Annotated in this window: 11 protein-coding genes; 5 read left to right on the top strand and 6 right to left on the bottom strand. The window is 68.5% G+C overall.

Annotation, left to right across the window (positions count from 1 at the left end; genetic code table 11):
- Positions 1-2: 2 nt before the first annotated feature.
- The gene (locus AABA78_RS08945; protein WP_338262558.1) at positions 3-2,060 is read right to left on the bottom strand and encodes a TIR domain-containing protein; all 2,058 of its coding nucleotides are present in this window, start codon (positions 2,058-2,060) and stop codon (positions 3-5) included.
- Positions 2,061-2,431: 371 nt separating this feature from the next.
- On the opposite strand from AABA78_RS08945, the gene AABA78_RS08940 reads away from it, so the two are divergent.
- From AABA78_RS08940 to AABA78_RS08925, 4 genes are all read left to right on the top strand, one after another.
- Positions 2,432-2,875: an HNH endonuclease gene (locus tag AABA78_RS08940; protein WP_338262557.1), complete on the top strand. Its 444-nt coding sequence runs from the start codon at positions 2,432-2,434 to the stop codon at positions 2,873-2,875.
- 207 nt (positions 2,876-3,082) lie between these two features.
- Positions 3,083-3,364 carry a hypothetical protein gene (locus AABA78_RS08935; protein WP_338262556.1) on the top strand — a complete coding sequence of 94 codons (282 nt, stop codon included), beginning with the start codon at positions 3,083-3,085 and terminating at the stop codon, positions 3,362-3,364.
- A gap of 142 nt (positions 3,365-3,506) precedes the next feature.
- A complete protein-coding gene (locus AABA78_RS08930) occupies positions 3,507-4,397 on the top strand; it encodes a S1C family serine protease (RefSeq protein ID WP_338262555.1) in 891 nt (296 codons plus the stop codon).
- Between the two features lie 12 nt (positions 4,398-4,409).
- The gene (locus tag AABA78_RS08925) at positions 4,410-5,324 is read left to right on the top strand and encodes a S1C family serine protease (protein ID WP_338262554.1); all 915 of its coding nucleotides are present in this window, start codon (positions 4,410-4,412) and stop codon (positions 5,322-5,324) included.
- Positions 5,325-5,339: 15 nt separating this feature from the next.
- Here the strand turns inward: AABA78_RS08925 and AABA78_RS08920 are convergent, their stop codons facing one another.
- Positions 5,340-5,954: a DUF6992 family protein gene (locus tag AABA78_RS08920; RefSeq protein WP_338262553.1), complete on the bottom strand. Its 615-nt coding sequence runs from the start codon at positions 5,952-5,954 to the stop codon at positions 5,340-5,342.
- A gap of 86 nt (positions 5,955-6,040) precedes the next feature.
- Complete coding sequence (locus AABA78_RS08915; RefSeq protein WP_120526126.1) at positions 6,041-6,277, bottom strand: hypothetical protein; 237 nt, start codon at positions 6,275-6,277, stop codon at positions 6,041-6,043.
- Positions 6,278-6,438: 161 nt separating this feature from the next.
- Between AABA78_RS08915 and AABA78_RS08910 the strand changes: the two genes are divergently transcribed.
- The gene (locus AABA78_RS08910) at positions 6,439-7,428 is read left to right on the top strand and encodes an oxygenase MpaB family protein (protein ID WP_338262552.1); all 990 of its coding nucleotides are present in this window, start codon (positions 6,439-6,441) and stop codon (positions 7,426-7,428) included.
- 12 nt (positions 7,429-7,440) lie between these two features.
- Here AABA78_RS08910 and AABA78_RS08905 read toward each other — a convergent pair whose 3' ends face one another.
- The 3 genes from AABA78_RS08905 to AABA78_RS08895 form a co-directional block, all read right to left on the bottom strand.
- Positions 7,441-7,908 (bottom strand): hypothetical protein, encoded by a 468-nt coding sequence (locus AABA78_RS08905; RefSeq protein WP_338262551.1) that lies wholly within the window; start codon positions 7,906-7,908, stop codon positions 7,441-7,443.
- 919 nt (positions 7,909-8,827) lie between these two features.
- The gene (locus tag AABA78_RS08900) at positions 8,828-9,415 is read right to left on the bottom strand and encodes a redoxin domain-containing protein (RefSeq protein WP_171421702.1); all 588 of its coding nucleotides are present in this window, start codon (positions 9,413-9,415) and stop codon (positions 8,828-8,830) included.
- Between the two features lie 67 nt (positions 9,416-9,482).
- Positions 9,483-11,807 (bottom strand): protein-disulfide reductase DsbD family protein, encoded by a 2,325-nt coding sequence (locus AABA78_RS08895; RefSeq protein WP_338262549.1) that lies wholly within the window; start codon positions 11,805-11,807, stop codon positions 9,483-9,485.
- Between the last annotated feature and the right edge of the window lie 81 nt (positions 11,808-11,888).

Here is an 11,888-nt window from a genome sequence, read left to right as displayed (position 1 = left end):
CCTCACTCCGCGTCGCCAGCGACCGCTGGCTGGTTGCATTGCTGCAGCCCGTGAAGGACTAGCTCCACGATGCGCTCGGCCGAGCGCGACGTCGCCAGCTCACGGTTCTCCTCGACCGTCAGCCCGTTCTTGAGTCCCGAGATGCCGCACGCCTTCAGTTCGGCTGCGATCGATTCAAATTCGTCCCACTGGAGGCCGCGTTCGACGTAGAGCTTCTTCAGCTCCTCGGCGTACGGCAGGGGCTGGTGGTGTGCCCACGTCAGCTCGGTCCGCGACACGCCATCGAGAGCGTCCAGCACGAGCCGCGCGCAACCGCCGAAAGCTCCGACAAGATACACAGGACGCTGCGCCCGGATGGCGAGCAGTGCTTCCTCGAGTACACCTGGCATGCGCCCCAGGTACCCGTCGGCGCGATGCCCAAGCCTCCCGCCGACCACGACGCGCGCCGCGAGTTCGTTCGTCTGCCGTTCACGCATCACGGTGAGCCCTCGAGCCCAGGCAAGGCGGTGAACTGGGGAGCTAGGCAGGATCTCGACGTCCGGCGACGCAACGAAGGCTGGATCGAGCGACTCGTCGATGTCCGTCGGTCGGTCACAGCGAAGCATGTCGACGAGCTGACCGAGGCGAGCTTCGTCGCGAACCGAGGCAAGCATCGGCCACGGGAGGTACGTGACGAGTTCGGCGGGAGCTTGCTCCGTGGTCGGTATTCCACGAAGGTGCTCCACGATCGGGTCGCGCAAAAGGTCCGCGAGACGCAGCGTGTAGCCGTCGGCCTTGAGGTTGCCGCCATAGGCCAGCCTGACTCCAGCTACAAGAAGGTAGCGAGACAGCTCGAGGAAGATCGAGTCCAGGTGGGCCCGTCGCAGGCCGTAGCGCGCAAGATCCTCGGAGGCCGACACCGACAGTGCCACCATGAGGTCGCGGCTACGAAGGTCGTGGGCAAGCGCGTGGCGCTGTAGGGGCGTCTCGACACGAACACCCGTACGCTCGAGTACCTCCAGCTCCTCTGGGCCGAGGGGCGGATCAGGATACAGGACGACGGGCTGGTCCTTGTCCTTTCTGTGGTGGACGATGGTCACCAGCTCCGGGCCTGCCGACAGGACCACGTCCCCTTCACGCTTGCGCTGCTTCAGGCTCTCTTCGGCGTAGGCGTGTCGGAGTACCTCACGAAGGAGGAGATCAACGACGCCCTGAGCGTCGTGATCGTGCCCTCGCCAGCGGATGACCGGCGTGTTGCCGGAGTACGGGAACCTGCGCGTCTCCCTCTCTTGGACCGCATCGACGATGACGACAGGCCGTTGATGGTGCTTCGCGAAAAGCACCTCCTTCCGACACCACGAGCGCGACGAATACGAGTCGGTCACGATCGCCAAGAGCGCCGCGTCCTTGACCCCCTTCTCGATCTCGTGAGCGAACCTTGAACCCGTCGAGATGTCGCCGCTGTCGAACCATGTCTTCTCGGGCTGGGTGGCCGTCAGATGGCCGAGCAGCGTCTTCACGACGCGCGGCTCGTGATCGAGGTCCATCTTGGTGTGACTGAGGAAAATGGTGACCGGCGGCGCGTCCTCGTTTTCGGGGCGGGGTTGAAGCCGACGAATCAGAAGATGCACGAGACGTCGCGCGATGAACTTGTGCCGCTCCTCGACTCCGTCGATCGCCCACGCACGGAGAAAGTTCGTGTCGTCGAGCCGCTTGTCGATCGGAAACGCGCTCTCGGTGAGCTGCACCGGCATGAATCGATGTCCGGCGGCCTCCGTGAACGACCGGAGCTTGGTCACGTACTCGCCCCACGTCATCCCGCTCTTCGTCGGCTTGCGTGCAGCAACAGCCAGATGGTCGTCGGCCAGCAACACCACGAGTACGCGGTCGGCCTCGGTGGCAACGCGAGGCTCCGGCGGCTCCCCGGAGCCATCGTTGGGCGTGAAGAACGTCGGAACCTGAAGCCCTGGCACTGCCGGGTCCGCGTTTAGCACCTCGTGGAGGTAATCGGCAGCGGTCGCGGCCTCCCTCGAATCCGGGTGGAACTCGAACTGGACGAGCAGCGGAAACTTGTGGCTCATCGTGCCCTACTTCCGGCGGGTTGAACGTGGGCTTTCGGGGTGATTTGCGTCCGCACATGACAAGGATACAACCTTCGGAAGCAGCTGGGATCGCAAGCCAAACCTCTGGTCGACGATTTCGTATCCCCTGACTTTTGCGGCAATGCCTTTGCCCCTCACGAAAGGACTTGACGATGCCCAGCTGAAGCATCCCTCATTTTCGATTTTCCCTCTGGGATTGCTCGCTCGGCTCCCCATGCGTTCTCCGAAGGGAATCTTCAAATGAAGGGGCTAGCTCACCTCTGTGGATCGTCTACATCTCCGAGGTGGACCGCGCCTCGCGCTCCTTCCACGTCATGACGTCCGAGCCCGAGACGGTGAGGCAGCGCTTCATGGCGGACGCGAAGCTGCTGTCCCTGGAGCGGCGTTACACGACGGTGCGGGCCAAGAAGCGGCTGCATCAAGCGGTCTTCCATCAGCATGTCCTGAACGCTTACGAACGCCGCTGCGCCGTTCCTCGCATCAAGCTGTTGGACGGCGCCCACATCCTTCCGGACCGCGACGAACGCGGCCACGCGGAAGTCCCCAACGGACTGGCGCTCTGCCGACCCCACCACGGCACCTTCGACACGAACCTAATGAGCTTCCATCCCGACGGCATCATCGAGCTGGCGCCCAGCCTGCTCGCCACCCAGGACGGCTCCACGTTGGAGCACGCGCTGAAGGGCTTCGTGGGCAAGACGCTCCAGACTGCGCCCCAAGAAGCTCTACCTGGAAGAGCGTTACGAGCACTTCCGCAGGGTGGGCTAGGTTCGTCAGGGGGGGTACCGGTATGACCGAGGCGCCCGTGAGCAGGATCTCATGAGCGCGCATGCCCCTGGCGAGGACACGGAGCGACTGCTCCTCACCGCACTCAATGAGGACGAGCCCCACATCCATGGCGAGGCGCGCTGGACCCTCGCCGACAGGCGTGTTCCCGAGATGGGATTCTGGGGACCCGACGACGTGTGCCTGGGGGAGTGGTGGGACGGATTCAACGCCGCATGGCCGAGTTCGCGGCCGGAGGAACCTACACACTCGACTCCTGCGACCAGGGCTGCCCGGCATTCCCCTTCGAGCGCCGCGACGAGTCCGTCCTCCTCTCGATTGTCGCCGGCCTTGGCGGTGGCGCCGCGAATCCCGACTGGCAGCAGGGGACGTTTGCATGGGACGACTGGGAGGAGGAGGTCCGTACCTTCCAACGAAGACTGCGGGAGTGGGTCCAGACAAGGAGCCCACGGGAAATCCCAGCGGAGTGGAAGGCGCGATTCTCGGAGTCGGTGTAACCGCGGTCAGTCTGTCTGAAGGACCAGGCACCTCTCCGGAGGGAGAGGCGTCCTGCCCGAACGGGTAGGTCCCCGTCCTGCCCGGTCCGCCGATGTGGCGCGATTTCGAGCCCTTTAGTTTCAGGCTCGAAAGGAACACGCCATGTCCACCGACACCCTCCAGTCCCTCTCGCAGTCCATCTCCACCGTCGTCGAGCGCATCGCTCCCTCCCTCGTCCGCGTCGAGGCCCGCCGTCGCCGGGGCGCGAGCGGCGTCGTCTGGGATGCCGACGGCCACATCCTCACCACCAGCCACGCCGTCGAACACGAGGGCTCCATCCAGGTGGGCCTCGCGGACGGCCGCTCGGTGTCCGCCGAGCTCATCGGCCGCGACCCGAGCACCGACCTCGCGCTCCTCAAGGCCGACGTCACCGGACTGACCGCGCTCGCCCCCGCGCCGCTCGATGACGTGAAGGTGGGCAACGTGGTGCTGGCCATTGGCCGGCCGGGCCGCACCGCTCGCGCCACGTGGGGCATCGTCAGCGCGTTCGGCGGGGACTGGCGCACGCACGCGGGCGGTCAGGTGGACCGCTACCTGGAGACCGACGCGGACCTGCCGCCGGGCTTCTCCGGCGGCGCGCTGGTGGACGCGCAGGGCCGCTTCCTGGGCATCCCCACGGCGGCCTTCTCGCGCACCGCCGCGGTCATCCTCCCCGGCGGCACGCTGACGCGCGTGGCGAACTCGCTGCGCGAGCACGGCGGCATCCGCCGCGGCTACCTGGGCGTGGGCGCCTACCCGGTGCGCCTGCCGCGTGAAATCGACGGCACGAAGGCGGGCCTCATCCTGCTCTCCGTGGATCCGGACGGCCCCGCGCAGAAGGCCGGGCTGCTGCTCGGCGACGTGCTGGTGAGCCTGGGCGGCCAGTCGCTGCACGGCGTGGAGGACCTGCTGGGCTACCTGGGCGACGAGAAGGTGGGCGCGTCCATCCAGGCGAAGGTGTTGCGCGCGGGCGAGCTGCGCGAGGTGCCCATCACCGTGGGCAAGCGGTCTTGAAAGGAGCCGACCATGAAACTGTTGCAGCAGCTGTCGGATGACCTGGAAGGACTCGTGGCCGGCGCGGCTCCGGCGGTGGTCGGCGTGGAGCACGCACGCGGCCACGGCACCGGCCTGTTTCTCACACCGGACGGCTACGTGCTCACCAACAGGCACGTGGTGATGCGCACGCCCAGGCGCCTCACCGTGCAGCTCCACAACGGCGAGGAGCGCCGGGCCACGCTGGTGGGCGCGGATGCACCCACGGACCTCGCCGTGGTGCGCGCGGAGGGAGACGGCTTCCCCACGCTGCCGCTCGCGGATCCGGAGACGGTGCGCGTGGGGCAGCTGGTGATGGCCATCGGCAATCCCTTCCGCCTGGAGCAGTCGGTGTCGCTGGGCGTGGTGAGCGCCATCAACCGCGCCATCACGCTGCCCGACGGCGTCATCCTGGAGGGGATGCTCCAGACAGACGCGGCCATCAACCCGGGCAACTCCGGCGGGCCGTTGCTGGACACGCGAGGGCGCGTGGTGGGGCTCAACACGCTGGTGCTGCCCTTCGCGCAGGGCATCGGCTTCGCGGTGAGTGCCACGACGGCGGCCTGGGTCGCCAGCCTGCTCATCCAGCGCGGCCGGGTGGACCGGAAGTTCCTGGGCATCGCCGCCACGGCGGTGAACCTGGAGCCCGCGCTCGCGAAGGACACGGGCCAGCCGCGAGCGGTGCGCGTGCTGAAGGTGCAGGAGGGCACGCCCGCGGATGACGCCGGACTCCAGCCGGACGACCTGCTGCTAGGCATCAACAGCCGGCCAGTCAGCAGCGTGGACGACCTCCAGCGGCTGATGGCGCTCGCCACCGAGGAGGAGGTGCACCTGGACGTGCTGCGCAAGGGCCGCCGCAAGGACGTCTCCGCGCGGGCCCGCCAGCGCCGCGAGCCGGTGGCGGCCTGAACCCTCCGGGGAAGCTCACGGCCACGTCAGCATCAAACCCACGCCATCCGGCGCGGGCACCAGACGGGCCGTGAGCTCGCCGTTCAGCTTCGCGTTGAGGAACGTCAGCACGCCGTCGAACACGAGCAGGAACACGCCCTGCACGAGCACGCTCTTGCCCCAGCCCCTCAAGCGCTCCGAGTCCTTGCGCAACCCGCGCTCCCACAACCACCCGCCGAAGGCGATGTAGCCCACGTCCAGGCCCGCGTTGAAGAGCAGCACCTTCTCCATCCGCTGCCCTTCGGACAGGCTGCGCGCCAGGTCCCACGTGGCCGGATCCGCCGTGGCCTGCCCGTGATAGCCGAGCCCCGCGATGACGAGGTTCACCACGTTCCAGGCCGCGTTCGCCTGGAAGAAGGCCCGCGTCTCGCCCTCGCTCGCGAAGTGCCCCGCGACGCCCGTGCCGATGTTCAGCACCGCCCAGCCGAACAGGATGCCCATGGCGGTCTGGTTCACGCGCACCGCTTCCGCGTTGTGCTCCGCGAGCCACGCCTTCGCATCCGGTGCGGGCGCCTCCTGCGCCACCCCTGGCATCGCGAAGAACAACAGCACCAGGACACAGCAGGAACGTACGAGGCGGGCAGAGGCCATGGCGGCACTCTAAGCCCCCAGACGCACCTCCCGCCCGGTACGTTCAAAACCTGTCCGACTGTCGGACAGGTTTCCGCGGCGCGGCGCTACCGGTCGCCGTCGTCGCTGAGCGGCGGCGCCTCCCTCGCGGGCTCCGTGCCCTTCTGCGCGCCGTAGCCGCCAATGCCCTTCTGGAGGATGCGGTCCTCGCCCACGTCTTCGTCCGTCACGTCACCCCGCTCGGTGCCGGGACGCTGGTGTCTGGCTTCCCGCTCCAGTTCCTCCGCGCTTTGGGTGTCCGTGCGCTCGGGCCCTTTCACCGGCGGCCCCTTGTTGCTGGCCATGGTCGCGTCTCCTGTCTGGATGTCCTGCCCTCCAGGACAAGGTCCGGCGCGCCCCCTTCCCCGACAAGGTCACGCCGCCCACCGGGCCCTCGGGGGCACGGCGTGCCGTCGCGGGTCGGGCTAGCATCACAACTGTCCGCCCTTTCCCGGAGCCTCCCGCCATGACCGACCCGGAGCCCCACGCCCGTCCCCCGCAGGACGCAGTCCCCGCGGGGTGTCCCGTCACGGCCGGAGGGAAGCAGCCCGGCCCCCATGTGCCCGGCCCCGTCTACCGCAAGCCCTTCTGGCGGGCGCGCCTGCCCGAGGTGGGCCGGGAGATCGCCTCCCTGGACGCACGGCGCGACTGCCAGCGCATCGTGCACCTGCTGACCAACTACGAGTTCCCGTTCGACATCGTGCGGTCCACGGAGATCGCCCTCTTCCACACCTACGGCAGCCGTTCCGTCTCCCGCCTGCTGGACCGCACGGGCGAGTTCCGCGAGCACGGCCAGAAGCGCTACGACGACACGCGGCTGCTCATCGCGCGGTTCATGCAGTGCGGCTGGGACGTGGAGGCCGGACGTCAGTCGCTGGAGCAGATGAATCACATCCACTCCTTCTTCCGCATCCCGAACGAGGACTTCCTCTTCGTGCTGTGGACGTTCATCGACTTCCCCATCCAGTGGATGCAGGACTACGGCTGGCGCCCCTTCACCGCGCACGAGCGCGAGGCCTGGTTCCATTACTGGTGTGAAATCGGCCGCCGCATGGGGCTGAAGGACATCCCGGCGGACAAGTCCGCCTACGACGCCTTCATCCGCGACTACGAGGCCCGCGAGTTCGTCCCCAACGAGGCCAGCCACCGCGTGGCGCAGTCCACCGTGGACATCCTCGCAGGCTGGGTGCCGCGTCCGCTGCGCCCGCTGGTCTCCCCCATCAGCCTCAGCCTGGTGCCCCCGCGCCTGCTGCCCGCCATCCAGTTCGAATCCCCACCCGCCTGGGTCGGCGGTCTGGTCCGGGGCGCCCTCAAGCTGCGCAAGCACGTCAAACGCCACGTCTCACTGGAGCGCTATCCCTCCACCCTGGAGACCACGCTCAACCGCACCTACCCGGGCAACGCCTACCGCATCGAAGGCCTGGGCCCGGACTACGCCCACCGCGAACCGGAATGAAACCGGGTGAAGTCATGCAGAGGCAGAGCGGATCGCGTCGTGGATCCACTCACGCGTGCTCTGCCTGCCAAACCGGTCAGACATCTTTCCCAGCCGCCGGGCATCGAACGCGCCTCGCTTCAACGCGCGCGTCAATGCACGCGACAGGGCGGCCGGCACGACACTGACGCTCCCCGCATTCTCGAAGAGGTCCACCACGAACCATTCCGGTGTCGGGGGCTGGGGGAAGGCGACCCGCCGCAGCTCGAAGGTCCTGCCTCCCAACTCGAAGCGACCCGAGCGCTTCGTGTTGTAGACGAGCGCCGAAGCAAAGACCGCGGTGGAGCCCAATCCGAGCGCATTCCACCGGTCAGGCCCGGTGAAGACGAACGGACTGCCCTCCAGGAACGCCTTCATGATGGCTTCGTCAGACGGCGCCACCACGCCGAAGCGTCCCCGCTTCGGGCAGGCATAGAGCCCGTGTGCCAGTGGCACCAGCACGCCCTCGCCCACCAGCCGCCGGGCCAGCCGGGGGAGCGTTCGCCCCCCACGGGGCCAGCTCCTTCGTCCGGTAGACGCGGCCCGGTTCCAGTACAGGATGGACGGCGGCAGGCATGGTGGTACGAAATTTCCCGAAGAAAAAGGACAACGCCAATATCGACACCCCCGGTCTGGGTGTCAGTCCGACGCGAACAGCTCCTAACAAATGCCAGGACAGAGGCGCCGTAGGAGCATGACGCAGCAACCGAGGACGCGGAAGCCGAAGTGGACGTCGTCCCTACGCTCTTCGCGGACTCGAAGTTGTCGCAGTTGGTTCTTCCACGCCAGCGTGCGCTCTACGACCCAACACGAGTTCGCGGACCAGGCACCACAAGCTGAGAGGATGCCCCTTGCGCTCGGCCAGCCCAGCCCTGACTTTCGGCAGGTGCTGTCAGAGGTTCCAACCGGCTCACCTTGGACTGCTTTTCCACTGGCGAACGTGCCGTGCGAACCAGGAAGCCGCAACTGCTGCCAGCTCCGCAGGAGCCCCCTGTTCAATCTCGATTCCATCAGGGGGTCCTACGTCAACGCCTGCTTCTTGCGCCGGGACCCCATCGTCCCAGTTTAGAAGACCTGGACTCCAGCCACCACGAATCGCTCGGCCATCGAAGTCGAGTCGCAGTGTGTCGCGAACTGATCCGCCCTCGACGAAGTCCATCGACACGATGAGCCACGGATGTCCCTCGGCGGTCTCGTGCCGCCACACATCAAGCTCGGGTTGGAGATGCAGCAGAGCCTCAAGAAACCTGGCCTCGGCATCAGTCCTCGCAACGTCTTGGAGATCAGAGATTGGCATTTGCTTATGTCAGGTGCTGTAAATGAAAGGGCCCGTGTCCCTTCGCGGGGACACGGGCCCTGGAACCTCACGACGCGCGGCGGCTCAGCTCTTGTACTTCACGGAGCAGCCGTAGGGCTCGGAGGTCGCGGTGGGGACCTGCTTGCCGTTGAGCAGCGCGTCCACCGCCGTCTGCACGTAGTTCACCTTGGTGGCTTCCTTGCCGCGCGGGTCGTTGTCGATGGCGCCCGCGTAGCGGACCACGCCCTGCGCGTCGATGACGTACATGTGCGGCGTCGTCTTCGCCGCGTAGCTCTTGCCCACCTTGCCGTCCGTGTCGATGAGCACCGGCTGGCTGAGGCCCTCCTTCTTCTTCCACTCCGCCGCGCTCTTCGCGTCGTGCGTGGAGGACGAGTCCACCGTCAGCCACACCACCTTCTTCGCGTCGAAGCCCTTCTGCGTGTTCTGCATCGTCTTGGCCTCGTAGTGCCGCTTCACGAACGGGCACTCCGGGTTCGTCCACTCGAGCACCACCACCTTGCCCTTGTACTCGGACAGCGAGTGGGCCTTGCCCGCCTCGTCCTTCAGCGTGAACGCCGGAGCGGGCTTGCCCACCTCCGCGGTGTCAGCGGCGAAGACGGGCGCGGACACGAACGCCGCGGTGAGAGCCAGTGCCTTGAAGACCTGCTTCATGACGGAACCTCCAGTGAATTGAACGCTGCGTCCCAACGAACAACACAACCCCGACTTCAATCCCAGCTCAAGGCCGGGCACACACCACCGAGCCACCCTTCAACGGCGACCCACACTCCGCCGCGCGCTGCACCGCCTGGATGACGCTGTCCGCGGTGAGCAGCTCGTTGAGCACCTCCGGCTTGTCCGGCGCGCCCGGGCTCAGCACCAGGTACATGGGCACGCCCGCGCGGCCGTGCTCCGCCAGCTTCGTGGTGATGCGCGCGTCCCGCCGCGTCCAGTCCGCCACGAAGAAGGCCACGTTGTGCTTCAGGAACGCCTGCCGCACGTCGTCGCGCGACAGCACGGTGCGCTCGTTGAACTTGCACGTGAGGCACCAGTCCGCCGTGAAGTCCACGAACACCGGCTGCCCCGCCGCCAGCGCCGCCGTCACCGCCGCCTCGTCCCACGGCTGAGAGCCGCCATGCGACGACGCCACCGCGCCGCGCGTCTCCAGCGACGCCTGCGCCTCCTCGAAGCGCAGCGCCACCGCGCCCGCGCCCACCAGCACGAGCACCGCCAGCGCCACCGTCACGCCCCGGCGCCCGCCCTCCAGCCCCTGCGACTGGCCGTACAGCCACGTGCCCAGGCCCACCGCGATGAGGAACGCGAGCAGCCGCGCCATGCCGTCCACGCCGGCCAGCCCGCCCATCACCCACACCAGCCACACCGTCGTGCCCAAGAGCGCGAAGCCCAGGAACTGCTTGCCGCGCTCCATCCACATGCCCGGCTTGGGCAGCCGCTTCGCCAGCCCCGGCACCAGCACCAGCAGGCAGAAGGGCAGCGCCAGCCCCAGCCCCAGCGCCACGAACACCGCCACCACCGTGGCCGCGCCCGCCGCGAAGGCGAAGCCCACCGCCGTGCCCAGGAGCGGCGCCGAGCACGGCGTCGCGAGCACCACCGCGAGCACGCCCTCGCCCGCGCTGCGCAGCAGGCCGTGGCTCTGGTCCACCTTGCCCGCCAGCGCCGTGCCGTCCGTGCCCAGCGTGTAGACGCCGAACAGGTTGAGCGCGAACGCCACCACCACCGCGCTCACGCCCGCGACGAACAGCGGCTCCTGGAACTGGAAGCCCCAGCCCACGCTGTTGCCGCCCGCGCGCACCGCCAGCACCGCGCCCGCCAGGAGCAGCATCGTCGCCAGGATGCCGCCCGCGTACGCCGCCGCGTGCGGCGCGACCTTGCCCTTCTCCTCCGCCACCATCCGCGTGAAGCCGTACGCCTTGATGGCCAGCACCGGGAACACGCACGGCATCAGGTTGAGCAGCGCGCCGCCCAGGAACGCGAACAGCAGCGCGAGCCCCAGCCCCATGGGCGCCTCGGCCGCCACCGGCGCCGCCGCCACCGCGGGCTTCACCTTGCCCAGCGCGTCCTTCACCGACGGGACCTTCAAGGGGTCCGCGCCCGCCACCGGAGCCCCGGCCGCCGCCACCACCGGCGCGAGCGCCGTGTCCACCTCCACCGCCGTGAAGCCCGTGGCCTTCGTGCCCAGGCGCAGCGCGCCCGTGAGCCGGGGCTCACTCTTGGGCACCACCGACGACGCCTGGCCCTCCAGCGCGAACGTCCCCGGCCCCTTGCGCTTCAGCGTCACGCTGTCCACGCCCGCGATGCGGCCGGGCACGAAGAAGTCATCCTCCACGTTGCCCGCGAAGGGCTTGCCGTCCGCCGTCGTCACGGTGAGCGTGCCGGTGAACGGCTTGCCGGCGGTGAGCGACGTGCCATCCAGCGCCAGGGCCACCCGCGGCGCGCCTTGCGCCCCCGCGGGCACCGGCACCTGGGCCTGCGCGGCGTCGAACCGCGGCGCGAACTCCGCGTCCAGCACCGTCTCCGGCCCCACCGGCACCGTGCGCGACAGCACCAGCTGCGCGGGGATGCAGTGCACCTTGCACGCGAGCGCGTCCACCGCCGTCGACACCGTCAGCGTGCCCGTGGCCTTGTCGGACACGTGCGCGGGCGCGAACAGCAGCACCTCGTCGTGGTAGCCGTGCGTGGTGATGAAGCCGTCCGGCGTGCGGAACGTGCTGGGGAAGGGCCAGCGCAGGTCGCCCACCGTGATGCCCGGCGCGTCCCACGCCACGTCCGTGGCCAGGCCGGAGTCACCGGGGTTCTTCCAGTAGACGTGCCACTCCGGGTCCAGCCGCAGGCGCACGCCCACGCGGAAGTCGCCGCCCGCCTTCACCTGCGTGGCGTCCAGGAGCAGCGCGCCCTCCAGGCGCGGGTCACCCTCGTCCGGCGCGGTGCTGCCCACGGCGGTGGACGGCAGCGCGGCCTGGGCCACCGTCGCCAACAGCAACGCGCCCACCGCGCCCAGCCCACCGAGCCGGCTTCCAGACCTCTTGCTCCACGGATGCGTCATGCGACTCCCGTTAATCCACCTGGAAACGCCGTGCTACCTGGGATGCGTCCCCACAGGGTGCACTCAACCTTCCGGGCAGCC

It is taken from the genome of Corallococcus caeni, from assembly GCF_036245865.1.
Taxonomy (GTDB): Bacteria; Myxococcota; Myxococcia; order Myxococcales; family Myxococcaceae; genus Corallococcus; species Corallococcus caeni.
This window is presented reverse-complemented; position numbering and strand designations above follow the sequence as displayed.

Excerpts from the sequence above, each read along its gene's own strand:
- AABA78_RS08945 (WP_338262558.1), bottom strand. The coding sequence starts at position 2,060 with ATGAGCCACAAGTTTCCGCTGCTCGTCCAGTTCGAGTTCCACCCGGAT.
- AABA78_RS08940 (WP_338262557.1), top strand. The coding sequence starts at position 2,432 with ATGGCGGACGCGAAGCTGCTGTCCCTGGAGCGGCGTTACACGACGGTG.
- AABA78_RS08935 (WP_338262556.1), top strand. The coding sequence starts at position 3,083 with ATGGCCGAGTTCGCGGCCGGAGGAACCTACACACTCGACTCCTGCGAC.
- AABA78_RS08930 (WP_338262555.1), top strand. The coding sequence starts at position 3,507 with ATGTCCACCGACACCCTCCAGTCCCTCTCGCAGTCCATCTCCACCGTC.
- AABA78_RS08925 (WP_338262554.1), top strand. The coding sequence starts at position 4,410 with ATGAAACTGTTGCAGCAGCTGTCGGATGACCTGGAAGGACTCGTGGCC.
- AABA78_RS08920 (WP_338262553.1), bottom strand. The coding sequence starts at position 5,954 with ATGGCCTCTGCCCGCCTCGTACGTTCCTGCTGTGTCCTGGTGCTGTTG.
- AABA78_RS08915 (WP_120526126.1), bottom strand. The coding sequence starts at position 6,277 with ATGGCCAGCAACAAGGGGCCGCCGGTGAAAGGGCCCGAGCGCACGGAC.
- AABA78_RS08910 (WP_338262552.1), top strand. The coding sequence starts at position 6,439 with ATGACCGACCCGGAGCCCCACGCCCGTCCCCCGCAGGACGCAGTCCCC.
- AABA78_RS08900 (WP_171421702.1), bottom strand. The coding sequence starts at position 9,415 with ATGAAGCAGGTCTTCAAGGCACTGGCTCTCACCGCGGCGTTCGTGTCC.
- AABA78_RS08895 (WP_338262549.1), bottom strand. The coding sequence starts at position 11,807 with ATGACGCATCCGTGGAGCAAGAGGTCTGGAAGCCGGCTCGGTGGGCTG.